Annotated in this window: 30 protein-coding genes; 15 read left to right on the plus strand and 15 right to left on the minus strand. The window is 70.6% G+C overall.

All coding sequences use genetic code 11. The annotated features are described in order from the left end of the window. Positions 1-49: 49 nt before the first annotated feature. Genes PHZ_RS00455 through PHZ_RS00475 form a run of 5 tightly spaced genes read left to right on the plus strand, consistent with a single transcriptional unit; the run spans position 50 to position 3505 of the window. Positions 50-766, plus strand: coding sequence for a response regulator transcription factor (locus PHZ_RS00455; RefSeq protein ID WP_012520645.1), 717 nt, complete (start codon positions 50-52; stop codon positions 764-766). Further along, positions 735-2327, plus strand: coding sequence for a stimulus-sensing domain-containing protein (locus PHZ_RS00460; RefSeq protein WP_012520646.1), 1593 nt, complete (start codon positions 735-737; stop codon positions 2325-2327). The genes PHZ_RS00455 and PHZ_RS00460 overlap by 32 nt, the downstream gene beginning before the upstream one ends. After that, positions 2324-2758, plus strand: coding sequence for an HPr kinase/phosphorylase (locus PHZ_RS00465; RefSeq protein WP_012520647.1), 435 nt, complete (start codon positions 2324-2326; stop codon positions 2756-2758). The genes PHZ_RS00460 and PHZ_RS00465 overlap by 4 nt, the downstream gene beginning before the upstream one ends. A gap of 59 nt (positions 2759-2817) precedes the next feature. Beyond that, positions 2818-3222, plus strand: coding sequence for a PTS sugar transporter subunit IIA (locus PHZ_RS00470; RefSeq protein WP_012520648.1), 405 nt, complete (start codon positions 2818-2820; stop codon positions 3220-3222). A 1-nt stretch (position 3223) separates the two neighbouring features. After that, positions 3224-3505, plus strand: coding sequence for an HPr family phosphocarrier protein (locus PHZ_RS00475; RefSeq protein ID WP_041373751.1), 282 nt, complete (start codon positions 3224-3226; stop codon positions 3503-3505). A gap of 33 nt (positions 3506-3538) precedes the next feature. Here PHZ_RS00475 and PHZ_RS00480 read toward each other — a convergent pair whose 3' ends face one another. The 4 genes from PHZ_RS00480 to bioB all read right to left on the minus strand — a co-directional run bounded on the left by PHZ_RS00480 (position 3539) and on the right by bioB (position 6731). Next, positions 3539-4300 carry an ABC transporter permease gene (locus tag PHZ_RS00480; protein WP_012520650.1) on the minus strand — a complete coding sequence of 254 codons (762 nt, stop codon included), beginning with the start codon at positions 4298-4300 and terminating at the stop codon, positions 3539-3541. Then, positions 4297-5223 carry an ABC transporter ATP-binding protein gene (locus PHZ_RS00485; protein WP_012520651.1) on the minus strand — a complete coding sequence of 309 codons (927 nt, stop codon included), beginning with the start codon at positions 5221-5223 and terminating at the stop codon, positions 4297-4299. Before PHZ_RS00485 ends, PHZ_RS00480 begins: the two co-directional genes overlap by 4 nt. Before the next feature lie 94 nt (positions 5224-5317). After that, positions 5318-5620, minus strand: a complete 303-nt coding sequence (locus PHZ_RS00490) for a hypothetical protein (RefSeq protein WP_012520652.1) — start codon at positions 5618-5620, stop codon at positions 5318-5320. A gap of 115 nt (positions 5621-5735) precedes the next feature. Further along, a complete protein-coding gene (gene bioB, locus PHZ_RS00495) occupies positions 5736-6731 on the minus strand; it encodes a biotin synthase BioB (RefSeq protein WP_012520653.1) in 996 nt (331 codons plus the stop codon). A 71-nt stretch (positions 6732-6802) separates the two neighbouring features. On the opposite strand from bioB, the gene PHZ_RS00500 reads away from it, so the two are divergent. The 6 genes from PHZ_RS00500 (at position 6803) to PHZ_RS00525 (ending at position 11736) form a co-directional block, all read left to right on the plus strand. Beyond that, complete coding sequence (locus PHZ_RS00500; protein WP_012520654.1) at positions 6803-7381, plus strand: CYTH domain-containing protein; 579 nt, start codon at positions 6803-6805, stop codon at positions 7379-7381. Positions 7382-7476: 95 nt separating this feature from the next. Then, on the plus strand, positions 7477-8868 hold the full coding sequence (gene ahcY, locus PHZ_RS00505) for an adenosylhomocysteinase (protein WP_012520655.1): 1392 nt from the start codon (positions 7477-7479) through the stop codon (positions 8866-8868). A 37-nt stretch (positions 8869-8905) separates the two neighbouring features. Next, positions 8906-9751: a PfkB family carbohydrate kinase gene (locus PHZ_RS00510; protein WP_012520656.1), complete on the plus strand. Its 846-nt coding sequence runs from the start codon at positions 8906-8908 to the stop codon at positions 9749-9751. A 61-nt stretch (positions 9752-9812) separates the two neighbouring features. Beyond that, positions 9813-10091 carry an acylphosphatase gene (locus PHZ_RS00515; RefSeq protein WP_012520657.1) on the plus strand — a complete coding sequence of 93 codons (279 nt, stop codon included), beginning with the start codon at positions 9813-9815 and terminating at the stop codon, positions 10089-10091. Beyond that, positions 10091-11215: a serine hydrolase domain-containing protein gene (locus tag PHZ_RS00520; protein WP_012520658.1), complete on the plus strand. Its 1125-nt coding sequence runs from the start codon at positions 10091-10093 to the stop codon at positions 11213-11215. The genes PHZ_RS00515 and PHZ_RS00520 overlap by 1 nt, the downstream gene beginning before the upstream one ends. A gap of 5 nt (positions 11216-11220) precedes the next feature. Then, on the plus strand, positions 11221-11736 hold the full coding sequence (locus tag PHZ_RS00525; RefSeq protein WP_012520659.1) for a GNAT family N-acetyltransferase: 516 nt from the start codon (positions 11221-11223) through the stop codon (positions 11734-11736). Positions 11737-11744: 8 nt separating this feature from the next. Here PHZ_RS00525 and rarD read toward each other — a convergent pair whose 3' ends face one another. Both rarD and PHZ_RS00535 read right to left on the minus strand, forming a co-directional pair. After that, positions 11745-12677: an EamA family transporter RarD gene (rarD, locus tag PHZ_RS00530; protein ID WP_012520660.1), complete on the minus strand. Its 933-nt coding sequence runs from the start codon at positions 12675-12677 to the stop codon at positions 11745-11747. A 5-nt stretch (positions 12678-12682) separates the two neighbouring features. Then, on the minus strand, positions 12683-13714 hold the full coding sequence (locus PHZ_RS00535; RefSeq protein ID WP_012520661.1) for an aspartate-semialdehyde dehydrogenase: 1032 nt from the start codon (positions 13712-13714) through the stop codon (positions 12683-12685). Between the two features lie 207 nt (positions 13715-13921). Between PHZ_RS00535 and PHZ_RS00540 the strand changes: the two genes are divergently transcribed. Continuing rightward, positions 13922-14305: a PaaI family thioesterase gene (locus PHZ_RS00540; RefSeq protein WP_012520662.1), complete on the plus strand. Its 384-nt coding sequence runs from the start codon at positions 13922-13924 to the stop codon at positions 14303-14305. 7 nt (positions 14306-14312) lie between these two features. Here PHZ_RS00540 and PHZ_RS21370 read toward each other — a convergent pair whose 3' ends face one another. From PHZ_RS21370 to leuB, 4 genes are all read right to left on the minus strand, one after another. Further along, positions 14313-14786, minus strand: a complete 474-nt coding sequence (locus tag PHZ_RS21370; RefSeq protein WP_012520663.1) for a hypothetical protein — start codon at positions 14784-14786, stop codon at positions 14313-14315. Then, the gene (locus PHZ_RS00550) at positions 14783-15361 is read right to left on the minus strand and encodes a response regulator (RefSeq protein WP_012520664.1); all 579 of its coding nucleotides are present in this window, start codon (positions 15359-15361) and stop codon (positions 14783-14785) included. The genes PHZ_RS21370 and PHZ_RS00550 overlap by 4 nt, the downstream gene beginning before the upstream one ends. Positions 15362-15511: 150 nt before the next feature. Beyond that, on the minus strand, positions 15512-15916 hold the full coding sequence (locus PHZ_RS00555) for an EVE domain-containing protein (RefSeq protein WP_012520665.1): 405 nt from the start codon (positions 15914-15916) through the stop codon (positions 15512-15514). A 12-nt stretch (positions 15917-15928) separates the two neighbouring features. Beyond that, entirely contained in the window at positions 15929-16978 is a 1050-nt protein-coding gene (leuB, locus tag PHZ_RS00560; RefSeq protein WP_012520666.1) for a 3-isopropylmalate dehydrogenase, read from the minus strand. A gap of 199 nt (positions 16979-17177) precedes the next feature. Between leuB and PHZ_RS00565 the strand changes: the two genes are divergently transcribed. Next, the gene (locus PHZ_RS00565; RefSeq protein ID WP_041372920.1) at positions 17178-17648 is read left to right on the plus strand and encodes a hypothetical protein; all 471 of its coding nucleotides are present in this window, start codon (positions 17178-17180) and stop codon (positions 17646-17648) included. Positions 17649-17701: 53 nt separating this feature from the next. Here the strand turns inward: PHZ_RS00565 and leuD are convergent, their stop codons facing one another. From leuD to leuC, 3 genes are read right to left on the minus strand one after another with little or no spacing between them, the layout of a single operon-like run. After that, on the minus strand, positions 17702-18313 hold the full coding sequence (leuD, locus tag PHZ_RS00570; protein ID WP_012520667.1) for a 3-isopropylmalate dehydratase small subunit: 612 nt from the start codon (positions 18311-18313) through the stop codon (positions 17702-17704). Further along, entirely contained in the window at positions 18313-19185 is an 873-nt protein-coding gene (locus tag PHZ_RS00575; RefSeq protein ID WP_012520668.1) for a VOC family protein, read from the minus strand. The genes leuD and PHZ_RS00575 overlap by 1 nt, the downstream gene beginning before the upstream one ends. Continuing rightward, positions 19182-20606 (minus strand): 3-isopropylmalate dehydratase large subunit, encoded by a 1425-nt coding sequence (gene leuC, locus PHZ_RS00580; protein ID WP_012520669.1) that lies wholly within the window; start codon positions 20604-20606, stop codon positions 19182-19184. Before leuC ends, PHZ_RS00575 begins: the two co-directional genes overlap by 4 nt. A gap of 139 nt (positions 20607-20745) precedes the next feature. Between leuC and PHZ_RS00585 the strand changes: the two genes are divergently transcribed. Further along, positions 20746-21639 carry a LysR family transcriptional regulator gene (locus PHZ_RS00585; protein WP_012520670.1) on the plus strand — a complete coding sequence of 298 codons (894 nt, stop codon included), beginning with the start codon at positions 20746-20748 and terminating at the stop codon, positions 21637-21639. Further along, entirely contained in the window at positions 21636-22028 is a 393-nt protein-coding gene (locus tag PHZ_RS00590) for a GFA family protein (protein ID WP_012520671.1), read from the plus strand. The genes PHZ_RS00585 and PHZ_RS00590 overlap by 4 nt, the downstream gene beginning before the upstream one ends. A gap of 10 nt (positions 22029-22038) precedes the next feature. Here PHZ_RS00590 and PHZ_RS00595 read toward each other — a convergent pair whose 3' ends face one another. Together PHZ_RS00595 and rplS are read right to left on the minus strand one after the other, a co-directional pair. Beyond that, complete coding sequence (locus PHZ_RS00595) at positions 22039-22830, minus strand: FkbM family methyltransferase (protein ID WP_201765264.1); 792 nt, start codon at positions 22828-22830, stop codon at positions 22039-22041. A 71-nt stretch (positions 22831-22901) separates the two neighbouring features. Further along, positions 22902-23303 (minus strand): 50S ribosomal protein L19, encoded by a 402-nt coding sequence (gene rplS, locus PHZ_RS00600; RefSeq protein ID WP_012520673.1) that lies wholly within the window; start codon positions 23301-23303, stop codon positions 22902-22904. Positions 23304-23322: the final 19 nt, after the last annotated feature.

Raw genomic sequence — 23322 nt, forward strand, 5'->3', positions numbered from 1 at the left:
GCTCTCTCAATAGCTTGGCTCTTCTCGGATACGGAGACCTCGATCGCACATGGCGAAGATCACCCTGGTGGACGACGACGAGAACATCGTCACCTCCGTCAGCCTGGCGCTGGAAAGCCACGGCCACGCGGTGAAGGCGTACTACGACGGCGCCTCGGGCCTGGCGGCGCTCGAGAACGACCCGCCGGACCTGGCGATCCTGGACGTGAAGATGCCGCGCATGGACGGCATGGAGGTGCTGCGCCGCCTGCGCCGGACCTCGGACGTGCCGGTCATCATCCTCACCTCGAAGGATGAGGAGATCGACGAAATCCTGGGCTTCAACCTCGGGGCCGACGACTACATCCACAAGCCGTTCAGCCAGCGTCTGCTGATCGAGCGGGTGAAGGCCGTGCTGCGCCGGGCCGGCCGGGGCGAGGCCGACGAGGCCGCGGGCCCCGCCAGCGCCGCCGAGGTCAGCGCCCGGGCGATCAAGCGCGGCAAGCTCACCCTGGACCCCGCCCGTCACGACTGCCTGTGGGACGGCAAGCCGGTGAAGCTGACGGTCACCGAGTTCCTGCTGCTGCAGTCGCTGGCCCAGCGGCCCGGCTTCGTGAAGAGCCGCGACAACCTGATGGACGCGGCCTACGAAGACCAGGTCTATGTCGACGACCGCACGATCGACAGCCACATCAAGCGCATGCGCAAGAAGTTCCGCGAGGTCGACCCCGATTTCGACGCGATCGAAACCCTCTATGGCGTCGGCTACCGCTACCGGGAAACCTGAGCGGCCGGCCCGGGCTTCGAAGTTCCGCTGGCTGCCGGGCTCCAAGCTCGGCCGGCTGATCGTCGCCCTGAACCTGCTGGGCCTCGCGGTTCTCGTGGGGGGCGCCCTGGTGCTGAACGAGCTGCGCCAGGGCCTCGTCAACGCGCGCATCGACAGCCTCAGCACCCAGGGCGCGCTGATCGCCGACATCATCAACCGGGCGGCCACGGTGGGCGAGCCCGAGCCCGAGATGGATACGGCGCTCGCCGCCGACATCATGCAGACCTTCAAGAGCCCGACCACCCAGCGGGCGCGCCTGTACGACCGCGAGGGGCGGCTGGTGGCCGACACCGACCTCCTCGCCGACCGGGTGGAGTGGAAGGTGCTGCCGCCCGCCCGGGCCCGGGAGGAGCGCGGCGTCCACCTCGACCTCATGCCGCACAAGCCGAAGGCCACCGCGGAGGAGGCGCAGCAGCAGCTCGCCTTCGAGGTGGGCGAGGCGCTGAAGGGTCGCCAGTGGGCCGGGATGCGCCGCAGCGCCGACGGCGAGCGGGTGGTCTCGGTCTCGATCCCTATCCGCCACGTGAAGGCCGTGCTGGGGGTGATCACCCTGGAAGCCAGCGACGTCGACGAGATCATCGCCGGCGAGCGGGCCGCGCTGATCCCCTTCATCCTGATCGCGGTGGCGGTGAACCTCGCCTCTATCCTGCTGCTGAACAGCCTGGTCGCCCAGCCTGTGCGCCGGCTCGCCCGCGCGGCCGACCGGGTGCGCCAGGCCCGGGCCCGGGCTATCTCGCTGCCGGACCTCGCCAAGCGGGACGACGAGATCGGTGACCTGACCCGCAGCCTGGAGGACATGACCCACTCGCTCTCCGAGCGGATGGACGCCATCGAGGCTTTCGCGGCGGACGTGGCCCACGAGATCCGCAACCCGCTGACCTCGATCCGCTCGGCCGTGGAGACCCTCGACCTCGTGAAGGAGCCCGCCTCCCGCGAGCGGCTGATGGGGGTGGTGAAGAACGACGTCCAGCGGCTGGACCGGCTGGTCACCGACATCTCCAACGCCTCGCGGCTGGACGCCGAGCTCTCGCGCGACCAGCCGAAGCTTGTGGACGTCGGCCGCCTGCTGTCCGACATCGTCCGCCTCTACCAGGCCACCGCCAAGACGGGCGACGTGCGCGTCCGCCTCGAGATCGCCCCCGGCGCCGAGCCGGTCCGGGTGATGGGGCGCGAGGGCCCGCTGGGGCAGATCTTCCGCAACCTCATCGACAACGCCCGCTCGTTCAGCCCCCCGGGCGACGTGGTCACCGTCGCCCTCGGCCGCGGGCACGGCCGGGTGGTGGCCACCGTCTCGGACAACGGCCCGGGCATTCCCCCGGAGAACCTGGAGACGATCTTTGAGCGGTTCTACACCTCGCGGCCCAAGGGCGCGGCGTTCGGCGGCAATTCGGGCCTTGGACTGTCGATCGCGCGGCAGATCGCCGAGGCGCACGGCGGCACCGTGCAGGCGCAGAACCGGACCGCCGACGGCGAGGTGCTGGGCGCCGTCTTCACGCTGATCCTTCCGGACTCCGAGCCGTGATCCGCCACGCCGGCCTCGTGGCGCAGCGGATCGGCGGCCGCTGGCTGGGCGTGCTGATCGAGGGGCCGTCCGGCGCGGGCAAGAGCGATCTCGCCCTCCGCTGCCTCGGCGGGGGCTTCCGGCTGGTGGCGGACGACCGGGTGGTGCTGTGGGCCTCCGGGGGGCGGCTCTTCGGCCGCGCGCCGGACGCGCTGCACGGGCTGATCGAGGTGCGCGGCCTGGACGTCGTGCGGACCGAGGCGCTGCCGCTGGCCGAGGTGGGCCTGGTGGCGCGCCTGGGCGAGCCCGAGCGGATTCCCGATCCCGCCTTCGAGGACATCCTTGGCGTGCGCACCCCGATGCTCACTACCGCAGCGTTCGAGGAGTCGGCGCCTGCGAAACTCAGTCGCGCGCTGTCATGCTTTGACGCGGCGCACAACAGGCGTATTTAGCTCCGCTCGCGCCCCGGCTACGGCGCCATCGGGTGGGGATACCCTTTGGAACAAAAGGCATGATCGGGCTCGTGATCGTCACCCACGGGCGTCTGGCGGAAGAGTTCATCTTCGCCATGGAGCACGTGGTGGGCCCGCAGGCGGCGGTGGAGTCGATCTGCATCGGCCCCGACGACGACATGGAGCGCCGGCGCAAGGACATCCTCGAGGCCTGCGGCCGCGTGGATACAGGCCAGGGCGTCATCCTGCTGACCGACATGTTCGGGGGCACGCCCTCGAACCTGGCCATCTCGGTGATGGAGCAGACCCGGGCCGAGGTGATCGCCGGCCTCAACCTCCCCATGCTGATCAAGCTGGCCAGCGTACGGACCCGCTACAGCCTCGAAGACTCGGTTGCGGCGGCGCAGGAAGCCGGGCGAAAGTACATCTCCGTCGCCTCCTACGTCCTGGCCGGAGAGAAGTGAGCTGAGCGAGACCGTCGCCTCCCGCACCGTGGAGATCGTCAACAAGCGAGGCCTGCACGCCCGCGCGTCGGCGAAATTCGTAAAGACCGCCGCCGGCTTCGACGCCGAGGTCCGCGTCTCCAAGGACGGCCAGTCCGTCGACGCCCGCTCGATCATGGGCCTGATGATGCTGGCGGCTTCGCCGGGCTGCTGCATCCAGATCGAGGCCGAGGGGCCCGAGGCCGAGCCGGCCGTCGCCGCCCTGGCCGAGCTGGTCGCCGCCCGCTTCGACGAAGACGAATAGAGAAGCTTCAGAACTCCTTCAAAATCGAAGGACCTAGCTCTTCAGGCGCCAGCCGGTACGGAAGATCCAGGTCACCGCCGCCATGCACAGCGCCAGGAAGCCGAAGGTGGCGGCGAGGCTGACGCCCACCCCCACGTCCGAGACGCCGTAGAACGCCCACCGGAAGCCGCTGACCAGGTAGACCACCGGGTTCACCAGGGCGATGTCGCGCCAGATCCCCGGCAGCATGTCGATCGAATAGAAGCTGCCGCCCAGGAACGTCAGCGGCGTGATCACCAGGATCGGGATGATCGACAACTTCTCCCAGCCGTCGGCCCAGATGCCGGTCAGGAAGCCGAACAGGCTGAAGGTCACCGAGGTCAGGACGAGGAACGCCAGCATCACGAACGGGTGCGCGATGGAGAAGTCCACGAAGAGGCGCGCCGTGGCCAGGATGATGAGCCCGAGCACCACCGACTTGGTGGCCGCCGCGCCGACGTAGCCCAGCACCACCTCGAAGGTGGAGACCGGCGCGGACAGCAGCTCGTAGATGGTGCCGGCGAACTTCGGCATGTAGATGCCGAATGAGCCGTTGGAGATGCTCTCGGTCAGGATCGAGAGCATGATCAGGCCCGGGATGATGAAAGCGCCGTAGCTGACCCCGTCGATCTCGGGCATGCGGCGTCCGATCGCCGCCCCGAAGACGATGAAGTAGAGCGAGGTGGTGATCACCGGCGCGGCGAGGCTCTGCACGATGGTGCGCAGCCAGCGGTGCATCTCGAACAGGTAGATGGCCTTCACGGCGTGCACGTTCATGCGCGGCTCCTGACCAGGCTCACGAAGATCTCCTCCAGCGAGCTTTCCTGCGTGCGCAGGTCCCTGAAATCGACGCCCTGCTCGGTGAGCCGCTTGATCAGCTCGGCGATGCCGGTGCGCTCGGCCTGGGCGTCGAAGGTGTAGACGAGCTCGGTCCCCTCGGCGGCCAGCTCGAGCTGGTAGTCGGCGAGCCCGGGCGGCACGGCGGCCAGGGGCTCCTGCAGGTGCAGGGTGAGCTGCTTCTTGCCCAGCTTGCGCATCAGGACGTCCTTGTCCTCGACGACGATCAGCTCGCCCCTGGAGATCACGCCGATCCGGTCGGCCATCTCCTCGGCTTCCTCGATGTAGTGGGTGGTCAGGATCACCGTCACGCCGGCCTCGCGCAGGCGGCGGACCATCTCCCACATGTCGCGGCGCAGCTCGACGTCCACCCCGGCGGTGGGCTCGTCGAGGAACAGGATGGTCGGCTCGTGCGACAGGGCCTTGGCGATCATCACCCGGCGCTTCATGCCGCCGGACAGCGCCATGATCTTGGCGTCCTTCTTGTCCCAGAGGGACAGGTCCTTCAGCACCTTCTCCAGGTGGGCGTCGTCGGGCGCCTTGCCGAACAGGCCGCGGGAGAACTTCACCGTGTCCCACACCTTCTCGAAGGCGTCGGTGGAGAGCTCCTGAGGCACCAGGCCGATCTTGGTGCGCGCGGCGCGATAGTCTCGCTGGATGTCGTGGCCGTCGGCGACCACCTGGCCGGACGAGGCCCGCACGAGGCCGCAGATGATGCCGATGAGCGTGGTCTTGCCGGCCCCGTTCGGGCCCAGCAGGGCGAAAATCTCGCCCCGGCGGATGTCGAGATTGACGTCCTTCAGGGCCTGGTGGCCCGAGGCGTAGGTCTTGGAAAGACCCCTGACGGAAATGATCGGATCCAAACGCGTCCCCCTCCGGAAGCTTCCCAGATAGGACCCGAAGGACGGTTCAGCTAGGCCGTCGCCGACATGATCCGATGAACAGGCAGGCAAGACCTCAGGCGCGGACATCCACCAGGAGGCCCGTCCGCTGCTCGGTGTCTTCGCGCACCTTCTGCTCGATCATCTCGCGGACCTTCTCCTCCAGCTTCTCGCGCTCCTTCGGGTCCATCGCCCGGACCTCGTCCTCGGTCACGCCAAGGGCGCGCAGGACCTGCTCGCGCATCTGCTCGGCGGCGGTCTTCTGGGCATAGCTGAGGAACTCGGCCGCCGCGGCGCTGCGCTCGGGCGGCTTGGCTGCAAACCCGCCGAACCCGGTCGTCGGCGGAACGAAGGCGGAGGCAGGAGAGGGGATCTGCATGGCCGGGCCCGCGCAAGCGGCGTGCCGCCGCAGACCGGCGTGTTTTCAACCGCTTGCCTGCGAGGGCGGCGCTCCCCTGTGAAGAATCTGCCGCCGGGGCGGCAGATTCCCGCCCTCAGGCCATCGCCATGGGCTTCATCTTGAGGTCCGCGAGCAGGGCCTCGTCGGCGGTCTTCTCGGGATTGTCGGTGGTCAGCAGCCGGGCGCCGACGAAGATGGAATTGGCGCCGGCCAGGAAGCACAGGGCCTGCAGCTCCTTGGTCATGTGCTCGCGGCCGGCGGCGATGCGCACCATCGACTTCGGGCAGACGATCCGCGCCACGGCGATCATCCGCACGAACTCCAGGGGATCGACCGCCTTGGAATCTCCCAGGGGGGTTCCGGGGATCGGCATCAGGTCGTTGATCGGCAGGCTGTCCGGATGGGCGGGCAGGGTGGCGAGCTGGTGAAGCAGCCCCGCGCGGTCGCGGCGGGTCTCGCCCATGCCGACGATGCCGCCGCAGCAGGTGGCCATGCCGGCGTCGCGCACGGCGGCCAGGGTGTCGAGCCGGTCCTGGTAGGTGCGGGTCGTCACGACCTTGTCGTAGTAGTCCGGGCCGGTGTCGAGGTTGTGGTTGTAGTAGTCGAGGCCGGCGGCCTTCAGCGCCTTCGCCTGGTCGGCCGTCAGCATGCCGAGGGTGGCGCAGGTCTCCAGGCCCAGGGCCTTCACGCCCGAGATCATGGCGGCGACCTTCGGCAGGTCGCGGTCCTTCAGGTCGCGCCAGGCCGCGCCCATGCAGAAGCGCTGGGCGCCCCCCGCCTTGGCCTCGGCGGCGGCCGCGATCACCGTCTCGGCCTCCATCAGCTTCGAGGCCGCCAGCCCTGTCTTGAACTTCTGCGACTGGGCGCAGTAGCCGCAGTCCTCGGGACAGCCGCCGGTCTTCACCGACAGGAGCTGCGAGAGCTGCAGCTCGGTTGGGTCGAACCAGCGCCGGTGGACCTCGGCCGCCCGGAACACCAGCTCGGTGAAGGGCAGCTCGAACAGCGCCTCCACCTCCTCCAGCGTCCAGTCGTGGCGCGGCTGGGCGGGATCGACGTTCGCGGGGTCGACAGGGCGGACGTGCGCGTTCATGAGGAACTCTCCGAGGCCGGAAGCCCGCATTACCGGGCTTTCCCCAGGGTCAGCAACGGGCGGTGATCAGCATGGGCGAGGCGGGCCGCGAGTTCGAGCTGAAGTTCCTCTGCGATCCCAAGGACATGGACGCGGTGCTGGCGGCCGCTCCCGCCGGGCCTGAGGAGACCCGCGAGCTGGTCTCGGTCTACTACGACACCCCCGACGCCGCGCTGCACGCCGCGGAGGCCGCCTTCCGGGTGCGGTCGGGGGGCGGCCGGTACGTCCAGACGCTGAAGCGGGGAAAGGGCTTTTCCCGCGAGGAGCACGAGATGGAGGTGGCGGGGCTCTCTCCCGACCTCTCCATGCCCGCCCTGCGCGCCCTGGCCGGGGAGGACCAGCTGGCGGCCCTCGTCCCCGTCTCGGAGGTCAGGATCACGCGCCGCCAGCGGCTCGTGCGCTACGCGGGGGCCGAGATCGAGATCGCCGCCGACGTGGGGCAGGTCCTGGCGGGCGGCCGCTCGGGGCCGATCAGCGAGGTCGAGCTGGAGCTGAAGTCGGGGCCCCAGGAGGCGCTGTTCGCCCTCGCGCGGGAGCTGGCGAAGGCCGCGCCGCTGAATCTCTCCTTCGAGAGCAAGTCGGCCCAGGGGCGCGCCCTCCGCGGGACCTGAGCCCGGGACATAAAGACTTCTTTATATGATTGTTGCGGCTGGCCGCCCCGGCGGCTATAGAGCGCGCAACCGAACTTCCCCCTTTTGAGGACGCCATGACCGACTACGTCGTGAAGGACATTTCGCTCGCCGACTGGGGCCGCAAGGAAATCGAGATCGCCGAGACCGAAATGCCGGGCCTCATGGCGGTGCGCGAGGAATTCGCCAAGGCCCAGCCCCTGAAGGGCGCTCGGGTCGCGGGCTCGCTGCACATGACGATCCAGACCGCGGTCCTGATCGAGACCCTGGAGGCTCTCGGCGCCGAGGTGCGCTGGGCTTCGTGCAACATCTTCTCCACCCAGGACCACGCCGCCGCCGCCATCGCGGTGAAGGGCACGCCGGTGTTCGCCATCAAGGGCGAGACCCTGATCGAGTACTGGGAATACGCCCACCGGATCTTCGAATGGGCCGACGGCGGCTACCCGAACATGATCCTGGACGACGGCGGCGACGCGACCCTGCTGTGCGTCCTCGGGCCCAAGGCCGAAGCCGATCCTTCGATCCTGAACAATCCTCAGAACGAGGAAGAGGAAGCGCTCTACACGGTGATGAAGCGCTACCTGAAGGAGAAGCCGGGCTTCTATTCGGCGATCCGCGCCGCCATCAAGGGCGTGTCGGAAGAGACCACCACGGGCGTCCACCGCCTGTACCAGATGGCCGAGCGGGGCGAGCTGCCGTTCCCGGCGATCAACGTCAACGACAGCGTGACGAAGTCGAAGTTCGACAACCTCTACGGCTGCCGCGAGAGCCTGGTGGACGCCATCCGCCGCGGCACGGACGTGATGCTGGCCGGCAAGACCGCCGTGGTCATGGGCTACGGCGACGTGGGCAAGGGCTCGGCCGCCTCGCTGCGCAACGGCGGCGCCCGGGTCATGGTCACCGAGGTCGACCCGATCTGCGCTCTGCAGGCGGCGATGGAAGGCTATGAGGTCGTGACCGTCGAGGACGTGGCCGACAAGGCCGACATCTTCGTCACCGCCACCGGCAACAAGGACGTCCTCACCGTCGACCACATGCGGCGGATGAAGAACAACGCCATCGTGGCGAACATCGGCCACTTCGATTCCGAGATCCAGATCGCCGGCCTGCGCAACTTCAAGTGGGACAAGATCAAGGATCAGGTCCACCACGTGGAGTTCCCGGACGGCAAGAAGATCATCGTGCTGTCGGAAGGCCGCCTGGTGAACCTCGGCAACGCCACGGGCCACCCCAGCTTCGTCATGTCGGCCTCGTTCACCAACCAGACGCTGGCCCAGATCGAGCTGTGGCAGAACGGCGCGAAGTACGAGAAGCGCGTCTACACCCTGCCCAAGCACCTCGACGAGAAGGTGGCCATGCTGCACCTCGAGAAGCTCGGCGCGAAGCTGACCAAGCTCTCCAAGGAACAGGCGGACTACATCGGCGTGACGCCGGAAGGCCCGTTCAAGCCCGAACACTACCGCTACTAGGGCTTTCGGAGCGGCGCGCGGGGGCTATGGTCAGGCTGTGCCCTTAGCCCTCGTCCTCTCCTCCTTCGTGGCGGCCAGCCGGATCGGCGGCGGGGCCCAGCAGTACGTGCTGGCCGCGCACAGGATCGACCCCGTGCTGGCCCCCACGGTCATGTTCGGCCGCAGCCCGGCCAAGGGCGGCCTCGGCGAAGTGACCGCCCCCGACGTGCTCGCCCGCATGCTTGGCGACATCGAGGCCGACGCGATCTTCGGCCTCGTCGACCTGATCATCACCGGCCATTTCTCCATGCCCGAACAGGTGGACATCGCCGCCGGCGTGCTGGAGAGGGTGCGCGCCGCCGAGCGCGGCCCGGCCTATTCCCGCCGTCCGGTGGTGGTGGTCGACCCGATCATGGGCGATGCGCCCAAGGGCCTTTATGTGAACCCCGACGTGGCCGACCGCGTCGCCCGCCGGCTCGTGCCGCTCGCCGACTGGATCACGCCGAACCTCTGGGAGCTGGGCCGGCTGTCCGGGCGCAGCGTCGAGACGGCCGGCGCGGCGCGCGACGCGGCCCGGGCCCTGGGCCGGCCGGCCCTGGTCACCTCGGTCCCCGCCGGCTCGGACGAGATCGGGCTCCTGCTGGTCACGGAGGCCGAGGCGGTGCTGTTCGCCCACCCGCGCCTCGACCGCGCCCCGAACGGGACCGGCGACCTCGTCGCCGCCAGCTTCGGCGCCGGGCTGGTGGAGGGGATGGCTCCCCTGGCCGCCGCCGAACGCGCGGCCCGCGCCGCCGCCGAGACCGTCCAGGCCACCCTGGAGTGGAAGGCCCCCGAGCTGCCGATCGTGGCCCTAGCCGACCGGCTCGTGTCTCCGCGGGCAGCGGTGCGCGTGGAGCGCCTCTGAACCGGCCTGAGCTGTCGGCGAGTTGATTTCGGGGCGCGGCGGGGGCATCCCCCGTGGCGTCATGCGTCGCGCCGTCATCCTCAGGATCGAGGGCCGGGTCCAGGGCGTGGGCTACCGCTGGTGGGCGGCGGCCGAAGCCCGGCGGCTCGGCGTTTCCGGCTGGGTGCGCAATCGCGCCGAAGGCTGGGTGGAACTGCTGGCGGTGGGGCCGGCCGATGCGGTGGACGCTCTGGTCCGCGCCTGCGCCGACGGGCCGCCGGCCGCGCGGGTCACGGCGGTCACGCCGGCCGAGGCGGCGGACGACGGCGCCGAGGGTTTCGAGGAAAGGGCCACGGTCTGATGGTCGAGATTGCAGGCTTCGCGCCGCCCCGGTTCGCCGCCGTCAAGGACGCCTTCGCCGCCCACTTCGAGGCGGGCGAGGAGCTCGGGGCGCGGTTCACCCTCGTCGAGGCGGGCGAGGTCGTCCTCGACCTGTGGGCGGGCCATGCCGACCGCAAGCGGACGCGGGCCTTCGATGAGCAGACCCTGACCTGCATCTTCTCGACGACCAAGGCCCTGGCCGCCCTGCTGGTGGCGCGGGCGGTGGAACGCGGCCTCCTCCGCTACGACCAGCCCGTGGCCGAGGTCTGGCCCGAGTTCGCGCAAGCCGGAAAGGCGGCGATCACCGTCGAGCAGGTCCTGTCGCACCAGGCGGGCCTGTCGGGGTTCCTGGAGCCCATGGAGCCCAGCCTGTGGGTCGAGTGGGACGCCATCGCCGACAAGCTCGCCGCCATGGCGCCGATGTGGCCGCCGGGAACGGCCAGCGGCTACCATCCGATCACCTTCGGCTACCTGGCCGGCGAGGTCTTCCGCCGGACCGACGGGCGCATGATGGGCGACGCCCTGGGGGCGGATCTTCGGGCCCCCTTCGGCCTCGACCTCTGGATCGGCCTGCCTGAGAGCGAGTTCGGCCGCCTGGCCGAGCTGCAGCGGCCCAGCGCCCTGCCGGACTTCGGCGAGGTGAACGATCCCACCCGCGCCGCCTTCCTGACGCCCTGGGCCTCGGTCGGCGGCGTTCCGGCCGCTGTCTGGCGCAAGACACAGGTCCCGTCGGCCAACGGCTACGCCACGGCGCTCGCCCTCGCGCGGCTGATGGGCGCGCTGGCCGACAACGGCTGGCTCGAGGGCGGGCAGATCCTGTCGCCCGCCCTGATCGCCGAGGCGAGCCGCGAGCGCATCCACGGCCAGGACCTGGTGCTGCCGTTCGAGATGAGCTGGGGCGCGGGCTTCATGCGCAATCCGCCGAACAATCCCTGGGGCCCGGGCGAGCGGACCTTCGGCCACTCGGGCTGGGGCGGGAGCTGCGCCTTCGCCGATCCGGACCGTCGACTGGGCGGCGCCTATGTGATGAACAAGCAGGGGACCGCCCTGATGGGCGACGCCCGGCCCCGGCGGCTGATCGAGGCCGCCTACGGGGCGCTCTGAGCGCCATGTCGGACATCAAGCTGGATTTCCGCGCCGCGGGACCTACGGACCTTCCCGCTGTCCACCGGCTGGTGGAGAGCGCCTATCGCGGCGACAGCGCCCGCGCCGGCTGGACCCACGAGGCCGACCTGATCGAGGGGCCCCGCACGAGCGCCGAGGCCCTGCAGGCGATCGTCGACGATCCGGCCCAGGTTCTGCTGCTGGCGTTCGACGGCGACCGGCTGGCCGGCTGCGTGCAGGTGAGCCGCGTGTCCGGCGAGACGTCCTACTTCGGCATGCTGACGGTCGATCCGCGCCGGCAGGCCGGCGGGCTCGGCCGCCGGATCGTCGCGGCGGCCGAGCGCTTAGCCCGCGAGCGGTTCGGCGCCTCGCGCATGGAGCTGACGGTGGTCTCGGTCCGCGCCGAGCTGATCGCCTACTACGAACGCCGGGGCTACCGGCGGACGGGCGAGAGCCGGCCGTTCCCGGTGGCCCTCGACCCGCCGCTCGCGCTCTCGGTGATGGAGAAGGCGCTGAGCTAGCGCCCTCGCTACTTCCGCGCGGCCGCCGTCGTGGCGATCGCGACCCGCACCGCGCGCGAGCGCCGCCATGCGCCGTAGAGGAAGACGGCGGCCCCCGCCCATATGAAGGCGAAGGAGATCGCCCGCAGCGGCGTGAACGCCTCGCCCTGAAGGAGGCCGATGCAGAAGCTGATGGTGGGCGCCAGGAACTGCAGGAACCCCATGGCCGACAGCGGGAGCCGGCGGGCGGCCCAGGCGAACAGCGCCAGCGGCGCGGCGGTGATCGGGCCCGAGGCGATCAGCCAGGCGGCCTCGACCGGCCCGGCCGTGAAGTGGCCCTCGCCGCGCGCCTGCAGCCAGAGGATCAGCGCCAGACTGGGCAGGCCCAGGATCAGGCACTCCCACAGGAGCCCCGTCTGGGCGGAGGCCGAGACGCGCTTGCGCACGATCCCGTAGCCGCCGAAGCTGAAGGCCAGCACCAGCGACACCCAGGGCAGATGGCCCAGCGCCGCCGTCTGGACGAGCACGCCGACGAGGGCCAGGGCGATCGCCGCCTGACCGATGCGGTCGATGCGCTCGCGGAAGATCAGCGCCCCGGCGGCCATGTTGACCAGAGGGTTGATGTAGTAGCCGAGCGAGGTCTCCAGCAGGCGGCCCGAGTTCACCGCCCAGATGAACACCACCCAGTTCGTGGCGATCAGCACGGACGAGACCGCCAGCCAGCCCAGCACGCGGGGCTGGCGCAGCACGGCCCGCGCCTCGGCCGCCTGGCGGGCGAGCAGCACGAAGAGCGCCGCGGCGGGCGCGCTCCAGAGGATCCGGTGGGAGAGCATCTCCCACGATCCCACGCCGAGGGCCCCGATGGCCTGGAAGGCCAGCGGGACGAACCCCCAGATCAGGTAGCAGACGATTCCCGCCGTCAGCGCCAGACGGCCTTCACCGTCGGACGCGGACGGAGCCATGGGTCTTAAGCGATCGCCTTCTGGCGGATCAGGCCGCGCTGGTGGAGCAGCTCGGCGATCTGCACCGCGTTCAGGGCCGCGCCCTTGCGCAGGTTGTCGGCGACCACCCACATCGACAGCCCGTTCTCGACGGTCGGGTCGTTGCGGATGCGGCTGACGAACACCGGGAACTCGCCCTGGGCTTCCTTGGGCGTGATGTAGCCGGTGGGCTCGCGCTTATCGATGACGATCAGGCCCGGGGCCTCGCGCAGGATCTCGCGGGCCTCGTCCTCGTCGAGCGGGCTCTCGAACTCGATGTTCACCGCCTCGGAGTGGCCGACCATCACCGGCACGCGCACGCAGGTGACCGTCAGCTTGATGGCCGGGTCGATCATCTTGTGCGTCTCGTCCCACATCTTGGCTTCCTCGTCGGTGTAGCCGTCGTCGCGGAACGCGCCGATGAACGGGATGACGTTGAAGGCGATCTGCTTGGGGAACTTCTTCGGTTCGGGGGCGCCCAGGACGAACACGCCCTTGGTCTGGTCCCAGAGCTCGTCCATGCCTTCCTTGCCGGCGCCCGAGACCGACTGGTAGGTGGCCACCACCACCCGCTTGATCTTAGCCCGGTCGTGCAGCGGCTTCAGCGCCACCACCAGCTGGGCGGTCGAGCAGTTCGGGTTGGCGATGATGTTCTTGCGGTTCGCCCACTCCACGTCGTCCGGGTTCACCTCGGGGACGATCAGCGGGACGTCGGGGTCCATGCGCCAGGCCGACGAGTTGTCGATGACGATCGGGCCCGCGGCGCCGATCTTCGGCGACCACTCCTTGGAGAACGAGCCCGAGACGCTCATCAGCACGACGTCGACCTTCGAGAAGTCGAACTGCTCGACGTCCTCGCAGGCGATGTTCTGGTCGCCGAAGGAGACGAGCTGACCGATGGATTTGCGGGACGCGATCGCGTGAATCTTCTCCACGGGGAATTTCACTTCCTCGAGGATGTTCAGCATTTCACGGCCCACGTTGCCCGTGGCGCCGACCACGGCGACCCGGTAACCCATCGGTGTCCTCCTAAGACTGGGGAGCGTCCCCGTACGCCCTGCGCCCCGCCAGCGCAAGGCGAGCGATCCTCAACGCCCCTTCAGATAGGCTCTCCCGGCGCCAGCGGAAGGCGCGCCGGCGAGAGGCGGTCCCGGCATGACGCCGAAGGTCATGGACGGCGCGCCTGCGGGGGCCCTATGCGGGCCGGGACAACGGGAGGATCACCGATGGCCGACACCGGCATGCCGTTCGCCAATCTCATGGGCGTGGAGATCGTCGAGCGCGAGAAGGATCGCGTGCGGGGGCGGCTGACCGTCCGCGAGGACCTGTGCACGGCCGGCGGCATCCTGCACGGCGGCGCCTTCATGGCCTTCGCCGACGCGCTGGGCGCCATCGGCGGCTTCCTCAACCTGCCGGCCGGCGCCCGGACCACGACGCTGGAGAGCAAGACCAACTTCCTGGGCTCGGCCAAGGTCGGGACGGTGGTCGATGGCGAGGCGACGCCACTGCACATCGGACGCCGGTCCAGCGTCTGGCAGACCCGCATCACCGGCCCCGACGGCCGGCTGCTGGCGCTGGTCATCCAGACCCAGATGACCGTGCAGGACTAGGACCGGATCAGGCAGGCTCAGGCCCAGCGTAACGGCTCGTCACCTTGCGCAGGCCGTCCAGAACCGGCTCGGCCCCGCCGTCGGGCAGGTCGGGGTTCATGAGCAGGCGCCAGGCGCGGACATGCACGGCCACCGCCTCGCGGTCGAACCGGCCGCGCGTGCGGAGATGGTCGATGAGGTCGCACAGGCTGGTCAGCGCCTCGTCCACGGCCGGGACCCCGCAGACGGCCCCCGCGCCGATGCCGCGCACGGCGATGGCGTAGAGGTCGGCCAGACCCGCATCGTCCGCCGGCTCTGGCAGCTGCTCGAGGCCCGCCTCGGCGTACTCCAGCAGGGCCGTGAGGTCGGCGATGCAGGTGGGGCGGATCTCCTCGAGGTTCGTCTGCGCCCGCTCCAGCGCCTCGGCGACGGTGAGCCCGCCGGGGGTCTTCAGGATCTCGGTCAGCCGGACCTTCGGGAAGACGAAGCGGACGGTGCTCACGACGCGGCCCGCGCGTCGGACGCGGCCTCCTCGTCGGCCGGCGCCTCGCCGGCGTCGACCATGTGATCCTCGCGCCGGCGGCCGATCCCGTCGGGCGGTCCGTCGTTGCGGAAGCGCCGGTCGGGCCCGACGTAGCTGCCCGAGAACAGGAAGGGCCGCCCCTCCTTGGCCACCCACAGGATCCGCTCCAGCATGACCTTGGGCGCGATCGGCTTCTTGATGATGATGTGCCCGCCGCAGTCGCGGGCCCGGGCCACGTCGCTGGCCGGCGTGTGGGCGGTGGTGATCAGCACCGGCGTGTAGCAGTTGGGCTCCTTGGCTTCGGTCCGCATCCAGCGCACGAAGTCGTAGCCGGCCCCCGACGGCGCCATGCCGTCGACGATGGCGAGGTCCAGCTCGTAGCTGGTGGCCACCTGCTGGGCCTGCTCGACGCTGGCGCAGCGGTAGAGCGTCTTGGCGCCCAGCCCGGTGACGATCTGCACCAGGATCGACATGCCCATCGGGGTGTCGTCCAGCAGCATGACGGCGGCGCGCTCCAGGTTGAAGCGCGCGCGAGAGGCGGGATCGAGCGACATCGACCGGCCCTTGGCTCCCTCGCGTCGGCCGGACGATCCGGCCTCGTCGGGTGAAGCTTTGCCGTGAGCACGGTTAACACGAGCTTGCCGGGAACTTGTTCTTTAACACGACCTTAAGGCGAGTGCGGCGCGAGAGGGTTGAGTGCGCCCTCAGCCGGCCATGCCCAGGATCGCGCGCCATTCCTCGGGGCGGACGGGCGAGACCGACAGCCGCGACTGCCGCAGCATCGCCATTTCGGAGAGGGCGGGGTTCGCCTTCATCTCGGCCAGGGTCACGGGTCTGGCCAGCGGCCGCACGGGCTCGAGCTCGACGGCGACGAAACGGCCGGAAGGGTCGGTGGCGTCCGGGAAGGCCTCGCGGGAGACCCTGGCGATCCCCACCACCGCCAGGCCTTCCTGGGAATGGTAGAAGAGCACCTCGTCGCCCGCCTTCATCGCCTTCAGGTGCAGGGCCGCGGCGTTGTTGCGGACGCCGTCCCAGACGGTGCGGCCGTCGCGCTGCAGGTCCTCGAAGCTGTAGGTGTTGGGTTCCGACTTCACCAGCCAGCCCGCCATCGTCCCCTCCCGCTAGAGTTCGGCGAGCACCGCCTCGCCCATCTGGATCGTGGTGAGCTTACCGCCGAGATCCGGCGTGCGCGCCCCCTTCTCCAGGGCCCGGCCCACGGCCGCGAACAGCCGGTCGGCCAGGTCGGGCCGATCCAGCGACCAGCGCAGCGCCATCTCGAACGACAGGATCGCCGCCAGCGGATTGGCGATCCCCTTGCCGGCGATGTCCGGCGCCGAGCCGTGGATCGGCTCGTAGAGGCCGGGACGGCCGGGCTCGCCCAGCGCGGCCGAGGGCAGCAGGCCCAGGCTGCCGGTCAGTTGCGAGGCCTCGTCCGAGAGGATGTCGCCGAACAGGTTGTCGGTGACGATGACGTCGAACTGGCGCGGGTTCTTCACCAGCTGCATGGCGGCGTTGTCGGCCAGCATGTGCTCGAGCTGGACGTCCGCGTAGTCGCGCTGGTGCAGGTCGGTGATCACCTCGCGCCAGAGCAGGCCCGAGTCCATCACGTTGGACTTCTCGCAGCTCGTCACCTTGTTGCGGCGCTTGCGGGCGAGCTCGAAGGCGACCCGACCGATCCGCTCGATCTCGGGGGTGGTGTAGACCTGGGTGTCCACCGCCCGCTTGCCGCCCGGGATCTCCTCGATGAAGCGTGGGCTGCCGAAGTAGATGCCGCCGATCAGCTCGCGCACGATCATGATGTCGAGGCCCTCGACCACCTCCCGCTTCAGCGTCGAGGCGTCGGCCAGCGGCTCGAAGCACAGGGCGGGGCGAAGGTTCGCGAACACCTCCATGCCGGCGCGCAGGGCGAGCAGGCCCGCTTCCGGGCGCTTGTCGCGCGGAACGCCCGCCCACTGGGGGCCGCCCACGGCGCCCATCAGCACGGCCTTCGACGCCTTGGCCAGGGCCAGCGCCTCGTCGGTCAGCGGCGTCCCGTGCCGGTCGTAGCTGGTCCCGCCGAACGGGCGCTCGTCGATGGCGAGGTCGGGCGCCAGCCGCTCGGCGACCCGGCGCACCTGGGCGGTCACTTCCGGTCCGATGCCGTCGCCGGGAAGCAGAAGCAGATCGGTCACGGCAGGTCCCCCAAGGCTCGGTTCGTCCAGGTGCGCGGGCGACCTCCTAGGCGAAGACGGCGCGCTCGGGAACCCCGGGCCCGTCACGGCATGGCCACGGCTGCGCCATTTTCTCACCCACAGCGGCGGTCTCTCTAGGCGGCGGTCGGCGGGGACCACTGGCGTCTGCGAAGGCGGACGCCGCAAGGGAGACCACTGGATGCGTATCGCGACCACTTTCTTCGCCATGGCCGCCGCCGCGGCGCTCGCCGGCCCGGCCAGCGCTCAGCTCCTCGGCGGCGCGGGTCAGGTGACCGGCTCGGCAGGCGCCGCCGTGGGCGGCGTGGCCCAACCCGGCGCGGGCCTCGGCTCGACCGTGAGCGGCGTGGCCCGTTCGGGCGCCGAGACGACCCGCGGCGTGAGCCAGACGGCCCGCCAGAAGGCGAAGGCCGCCGCGAAGGCCGCCGAGACGGCCGGCCAGCAGGCGAGCCCCGCCGCCGCCGTGTCCGGCGCGACCACCGCCGAGGGCTCGGCCGCGGCGGCGTCCGACGCCGCTCCCGCCAGAGCCGATGCGAATGCGGGCGTCGACGCTGGCGCTTCGGCCGACACGACCTCCGGCGTCACGGCCAGCGGCTCGGTCCAGGGCTCGGCGAGCGCCAAGGCCGGACCTGACGAAGAGAAGAAGCAGTAGAGGACGAGCTCCGCCGGACGCGCGCCGTCCGGCGGAAGTTCCTCAGGGGGTCCTCAGGCCCCCTCCAGCCAAGGCTGGGCCAGCGCCCGCTTCATCTCGTAGACGTCGATGTCCTTCTGCGACTGGAGGGTCTCGCCGATGGCGTCGAGGCCCCGGAGCATCTTGTCCTTGCGCTGCGGATCGATCTCGAAGCGGAACACGGCCCCCGACGGAGACGTGACGGTCTGGGCCTCGAGGTCCACGCTGACCACGTGGTTGCCGCCGCGGGCCTCGTCCATCAGCTGCTGGACCTCCTCGGCCTTCAGCACCACCGGCAGCAGGCCGTTCTGGAAGCAGTTGCCGTAGAAGATATCGGCGAAGCTGGTGGAGATCACGCAGCGGATGCCGAAGTCCATCAGCGCCCACGGGGCGTGCTCGCGCGAGCTGCCGCAGCCGAAGTTGTCGCCGGCCACCAGCACGCCGGCGCCCTTGTACTCGGGCCGGTTCAGGACGAAGTTCGGCTTCTCGCGGCCCTGCTCGTCGAAGCGCAGGTCGTAGAACAGGCCCTTGGCCAGGCCCGCCCGCTCCACCGTCTTCAGGAACTGCTTGGGGATGATCTGGTCGGTGTCGATGTTGGCCAGCGGCAGCGGCGCGGCCTTGGCGTCGAGGCGGGTGAAGGCTTCCATCAGGCGGTCTCCATCGCAGGTTCGGCGCTGAGCATGAGGGTCGGAACGCCCGCGGGGGCGTCGCGGACGGTGAAGACCTGGGTGCCGGGCTTGCGGCCGGCGCGCAGGTCCGAGACGTCGAAGCCGGCGGCGGCGATCCGCGCCCGGGCGGCCCCGGGCTCGTCCACCCGCCAGGCTAGGCCGCCGAAGGCGTCGGGGCCGGTGGTGACGGGCTTGGTGAGGCTGGCGGCGACCTCCACCACGGTTTCCCCCGCCTTGAAGAACATCTGCCGCGCGCTCCACTGAGGGTTCTCGCGGTCCAGTCGCAGGTCGAGCCCCAACTTGGCTCCGTAGAGGGCGAGGGCGCGGTCGGGGTTGGGCGTGTGGACGACCACGTGGTCCAGCCGGGCCACGGGCGCGGGGCCCGCCGGCTCGGAGAGCGGCCAGGGCGTCCCGTCGCGGGGTTGAGCGATCAGCAGGATCTGCAGGCCACCGGTGTCCTCCGGGTCGGCGTTCGACCCCAGCCAGTAGCGCTTGCGCCCGTCGTCGTGCGTCGAGCGGGTCAGGGCGGGTTCGGTCATCCGCAGGCCGCGGCGGGACAGCAGCTTCGCGAACGGCGCCAGGTCGTCCACCGTGCGGCCGACGGTGAAGGCCAGCGCCCAGATCCCCTCGCCGTGGGTCTCCAGCTGGGCGCGCATGCGGTCGCCGAACGCGCCCTCGCCGTGCGGGCTGATGACGTCCAGCGCCATGTTCGGCAGCTGGAACCAGGCGTGCCGCGCCCCGCCGTCGCCGCCCAGCCAGTTGGGCTCCACGCCCAGCAGCCGGCGGTAGCCGTCCACCGCCGCGTCCAGGTCGCGCACGCAGAGCGCGACGTGGTCGAGACCGGTGATCACAGGAACTCCCGCACGTCGGCGATGTGGCCGGCGATCGCGGCCGCCGCGGCCATGGCCGGGCTCATCAGATGGGTGCGCCCGCCGCGGCCCTGGCGGCCCTCGAAGTTGCGGTTCGAGGTCGAGGCGCAGCGCTCGCCCGGCGCCAGGCGGTCGGGGTTCATGCCCAGGCACATCGAGCAGCCCGGCTCGCGCCAGTCGAAGCCGGCGGCCTTGAACACCTCGTCCAGCCCCTCGGCCTCGGCCTGCTCGCGGACCAGGCCCGAGCCCGGCACGACCATGGCCCGGACGCCCGGGGCGACCTTGCGGCCGCCCTCCAGCGCCTTGGCGACGATCGCCGCCGCCGCCCGCAGGTCCTCGATCCGGCTGTTGGTGCACGAGCCGATGAAGACCACGTCGACTTTCGCCTCGGTGATCGGCTGGCCGGCGGTCAGGCCCATGTACTCCAGGGCCCGGGCGGCCGAGGCGCGCTTGTCGGGTGTCCCGAAGCTGTCGGGCGAGGGGACGAGACCGGTGACCGCCACCACGTCCTCGGGGCTGGTGCCCCAGGTCACCGTCGGGGCGATCTTCGCGGCGTCCAGCACGATCTCGCGGTCGAAGACGGCGTCCTCGTCGCTGTGGAAGCCCTTCCAGTAGTCCAGCGCCATCTCCCAGGCGCCGCCCTTCGGCGCGGCGGGCCGGCCCTGCAGATAGGCGTAGGTCATCTCGTCCGGGGCGATCAGGCCCGCCTTGGCCCCGCCCTCGATGGTCAGGTTGCACAGCGTCATGCGGCCTTCCATCGACAGCGCCCGCACGGCCGAGCCGGCGTACTCGATGACGTAGCCGGTGCCGCCGGCGGTGCCGATCTCGCCGATGACCGCCAGGGCGAAGTCCTTCGCGCCGACGCCGGGGGCGGGCTCGCCCTCGATGCGCACCCGCATGTTCTTCGCCTTCTTCTGGCGCAGGGTCTGGGTGGCCAGGACGTGCTCGACCTCGGACGTGCCGATGCCGTGGGCCAGCGCCCCGAAGGCGCCGTGGGTCGAGGTGTGGGAATCGCCGCAGACGATGGTCATGCCCGGCTGGGTGCGGCCCTGTTCGGGCCCCACCACGTGGACGATGCCGTTGCGCACGTCGCCCATCGAGAAGAACTCGATGCCGTGCTCGGCGACGTTCTTCGCCAGGGTCTGGAGCTGGAGGCGCGCCTCCTCGTCGGCGACGGCGTCGATCCCCAGGCCCTGCCCCTCGGTCGGCACGTTGTGGTCGGCCACGGCGAGGGTGCGGTCCGGCCGGCGCACCGGGCGGCCGGCGACACGCAGCCCCGCGAAGGCCTGCGGGGTGGTCACCTCGTGGATCAGGTGCAGGTCGATATAGAGGATCGCCTCGCCGTCCTGTTCGGCGACGACATGGGCGTCCCAGATCTTGTCGTAGAGGGTCTTGCCGGGCATGGCGCGCATCTAGGTCCGCGGACCCGCGCACGTCTAGTGCTGCGACGCCGCAGAATGCACGCGGTTGCAGCAATTTCTTGCCCGGCGACGATTGGGAAAGCGTTTCTGACGCCGGGAAGCTTGAGCTATTCAAGGGCGCATGACGACCACGCCCGACTGGGACCTGCTGCAGAGCCTTCACGCCGTGCTGGAGGCGGGCAGCTTCTCGGCCGCGGCGCGGCTGCGCCGGCTGACCCAGCCGACCCTCGGCCGTCACATCGACCAGCTGGAGCGCCAGCTGGGCGCGCCGCTGTTCCTGCGCAGCCCCCGGGGCCTGCAGGCGACGGACCTCGCGCTCACCCTCAAGCCGCACCTCGCCGACATGGCCGCCGCCGCCGGCGCGGCGGGGCGGGATGCGGCCGGGGCCGCCGATCACGCCGGCGGGGTCGTCCGCGTGGCCGCCAGCGAGATCATGGGCGCCGAGGTGCTGCCGCCGATCCTGGCCAGGTTCCGCGAGGCCCACCCGCGGATCGACGTGGAGATCGCGGTCTCGAACCGCGTCGAGGACCTTTCCCGCCGCGACGCCGACATCGCCGTGCGCATGGCGCGTCCGACCCAGAACGCGATCGTGGCGAAGAAGGTGGGCGACATCGGGTTCGGCTTCTATGCGACCCCCCGCTACCTCGAGCGCCACGGGGTCCCGGACGACCTGGACGCGCTCGGGGCCCACACCCTGATCGGCTATGACCGCAGCCCGCCGCCCAAGGGGATCGGCGTCGACATCGGGCGGCCGATCACCCGCGACATCTTCGCCCTGCGGACCGACAACGACGTGGCCCAGCTCGCCCTGCTCAAGGCGGGGTTCGGGATCGGCGTCTGCCAGCATCAGATCGGCCGCCGCGCGGGGCTGGTCCACGTGCTGCCGGGCGCCTTCCAGTTCCGGCTGGAGATCTGGATCTGCATGCATGAGGCGCTGCGGGGGGCGCCGCGCATGCGGGCGATGTTCGATCACCTGGCGGCCGAGCTCGCCGGCTATGCTGCGGAGGCGGGATGACGGCGTACGAGGGCGGCTGCTTCTGCGGACGGGTCCGCTTCCGCGCCGAGGGTGCGCCGGTGAACGTGCGCGTCTGCCACTGCCGCATGTGCCAGAGGGTCACGGGCCAGCCGTTCTTCGCCCGGGCGCTGTTCGCGACCGAGCAGGTGGCGATCGAGGGCGAGCCGCAGTGGTTCGCCTCGTCGGACGACCTCTCCCGCGGCTTCTGCCCCACCTGCGGGACGACCCTGTTCTCGCGCCGCGGGTCGGCGGGGCGGACGTCGGTGGCTCTCGCGGCCCTGGACGATCCGTCGGCCCTGTCGCCGACCGACCACTTCTGGGTCGAGAGCCGGGTGGCCTGGCTGAAGCTGGACGATGGCCTGCCGCAGCATCCGCAGGCCGCGCCCTGACGGCGACGCTCTAGACCTTGATGGGCGAGCGCCAGTTGGCGGGGTCGATGGGCGGGGCGGCGATGTTGCTCGGCCGCTCGCTCGGGATGGCCAGGAGGTTCAGCGACACCGTCCCGGGGAAGACGTTCTCGGCGTTCCCGCGGAAGTTCTGCGGATCGAACAGCGCCGGCGTGTGCCAGTACATCCGGTAGCCCTGGCCGTGGATCAGGTCGATCACCGCCTGCTGGTTCGCGGCGCGGTCGTTCTCGACGTAGAGGATCGGCCGGCAGCGGGCGATCGTGCCGGCGGCGCCGCGCAGGACGGCGGGCTCGAAGCCCTCGACGTCGACCTTCAGCAGGTGGCAGGCGGGCAGCTCCAGGTCGTCCAGCCGCACGATGCGCGTCCGCAGGCCCTCGGATCCGTCGGGCTGCAGCGCGACGCCGCCCGGGTTCCGCACGGCGCCGTAGTCCAGCCGCGGGACCACCGCCCAGCCGGGCGCCTCCCCGCAGGCTTCGGGATAGGCGACCGCGTTGGCCACGCCGTTCAGGGCCAGGTTGGCGCAGAGCGCCTGGAACACCCGCTGCTGCGGTTCGAAGGCATAGAGGGGGCCCGGCGCGCAGGCGCGCGCCAGGGCGACGGTGTGGCTGCCGATGTTGGCGCCGATCTCGACGACGGTGTGGCCAGGCTTGACCAGCTGGTCGAAGAGGCGACGCTCGCCCGGGCAGTACTCGCCGTAGAGCTCCAGCGAGCGGGCGACGTAGATGTCGCTGGCGAAGCCCAGCATCGGGCCGTCGCGGGTCTCGTATCGCTGCAGGTCGCTCACGGCCGTCCCCATACATGAACGGCGGCCGGATCGCTCCGGCCGCCGCATGGAAACTCGGTGCGTCGGGGCCTTTAGGCTTCCGACTTCTCGGCGGGCTCTTCCTTGGACGCCGCCGTCATCTGGCGCTCGGCGATCCGGGCCGACTTACCGCGACGGTCGCGCAGGTAGTACAGCTTGGCGCGGCGCACGACGCCGCGGCGCTTCACCTCGATCGACTCGATCATCGGCGACAGGATCGGGAACACGCGCTCCACGCCCTCGCCGAACGAGATCTTGCGGACGGTGAAGTTCTCGTCGACGCCCTGGCCGGCGCGGGCGATGCAGACGCCCTCGTAGGCCTGCACGCGTTCACGGTCGCCTTCCTTGATGCGGACGTTCACGCGCACCGTGTCGCCGGGGCGGAATTCCGGAACCTTGCGCTGCGCCAGGAGGCGGTCGGCCTCTTCCTTACGGAGCTGTTCGATCACGTTCATCGTCGTCTTCCTTACTGGG

The sequence above is a fragment of the Phenylobacterium zucineum HLK1 genome (genome assembly GCF_000017265.1).
GTDB lineage: Bacteria > Pseudomonadota > Alphaproteobacteria > Caulobacterales > Caulobacteraceae > Phenylobacterium > Phenylobacterium zucineum.

Excerpts from the sequence above, each read along its gene's own strand:
- PHZ_RS00525 (WP_012520659.1), top strand. The coding sequence starts at position 11,221 with ATGTCGGACATCAAGCTGGATTTCCGCGCCGCGGGACCTACGGACCTT.
- PHZ_RS00550 (WP_012520664.1), bottom strand. The coding sequence starts at position 15,361 with ATGTCGCTCGATCCCGCCTCTCGCGCGCGCTTCAACCTGGAGCGCGCC.
- PHZ_RS00535 (WP_012520661.1), bottom strand. The coding sequence starts at position 13,714 with ATGGGTTACCGGGTCGCCGTGGTCGGCGCCACGGGCAACGTGGGCCGT.
- PHZ_RS00590 (WP_012520671.1), top strand. The coding sequence starts at position 21,636 with ATGACGGCGTACGAGGGCGGCTGCTTCTGCGGACGGGTCCGCTTCCGC.
- PHZ_RS00555 (WP_012520665.1), bottom strand. The coding sequence starts at position 15,916 with ATGGCGGGCTGGCTGGTGAAGTCGGAACCCAACACCTACAGCTTCGAG.
- PHZ_RS00585 (WP_012520670.1), top strand. The coding sequence starts at position 20,746 with ATGACGACCACGCCCGACTGGGACCTGCTGCAGAGCCTTCACGCCGTG.
- rarD (WP_012520660.1), bottom strand. The coding sequence starts at position 12,677 with ATGGCTCCGTCCGCGTCCGACGGTGAAGGCCGTCTGGCGCTGACGGCG.
- ahcY (WP_012520655.1), top strand. The coding sequence starts at position 7,477 with ATGACCGACTACGTCGTGAAGGACATTTCGCTCGCCGACTGGGGCCGC.
- PHZ_RS00470 (WP_012520648.1), top strand. The coding sequence starts at position 2,818 with ATGATCGGGCTCGTGATCGTCACCCACGGGCGTCTGGCGGAAGAGTTC.
- PHZ_RS00520 (WP_012520658.1), top strand. The coding sequence starts at position 10,091 with ATGGTCGAGATTGCAGGCTTCGCGCCGCCCCGGTTCGCCGCCGTCAAG.
- PHZ_RS00490 (WP_012520652.1), bottom strand. The coding sequence starts at position 5,620 with ATGCAGATCCCCTCTCCTGCCTCCGCCTTCGTTCCGCCGACGACCGGG.
- bioB (WP_012520653.1), bottom strand. The coding sequence starts at position 6,731 with ATGAACGCGCACGTCCGCCCTGTCGACCCCGCGAACGTCGATCCCGCC.
- PHZ_RS00460 (WP_012520646.1), top strand. The coding sequence starts at position 735 with ATGGCGTCGGCTACCGCTACCGGGAAACCTGAGCGGCCGGCCCGGGCT.
- PHZ_RS00565 (WP_041372920.1), top strand. The coding sequence starts at position 17,178 with ATGCGTATCGCGACCACTTTCTTCGCCATGGCCGCCGCCGCGGCGCTC.
- leuD (WP_012520667.1), bottom strand. The coding sequence starts at position 18,313 with ATGGAAGCCTTCACCCGCCTCGACGCCAAGGCCGCGCCGCTGCCGCTG.
- leuC (WP_012520669.1), bottom strand. The coding sequence starts at position 20,606 with ATGCCCGGCAAGACCCTCTACGACAAGATCTGGGACGCCCATGTCGTC.
- PHZ_RS00480 (WP_012520650.1), bottom strand. The coding sequence starts at position 4,300 with ATGAACGTGCACGCCGTGAAGGCCATCTACCTGTTCGAGATGCACCGC.
- PHZ_RS00515 (WP_012520657.1), top strand. The coding sequence starts at position 9,813 with ATGCGTCGCGCCGTCATCCTCAGGATCGAGGGCCGGGTCCAGGGCGTG.
- rplS (WP_012520673.1), bottom strand. The coding sequence starts at position 23,303 with ATGAACGTGATCGAACAGCTCCGTAAGGAAGAGGCCGACCGCCTCCTG.
- PHZ_RS00455 (WP_012520645.1), top strand. The coding sequence starts at position 50 with ATGGCGAAGATCACCCTGGTGGACGACGACGAGAACATCGTCACCTCC.
- PHZ_RS00500 (WP_012520654.1), top strand. The coding sequence starts at position 6,803 with ATGGGCGAGGCGGGCCGCGAGTTCGAGCTGAAGTTCCTCTGCGATCCC.
- PHZ_RS00540 (WP_012520662.1), top strand. The coding sequence starts at position 13,922 with ATGGCCGACACCGGCATGCCGTTCGCCAATCTCATGGGCGTGGAGATC.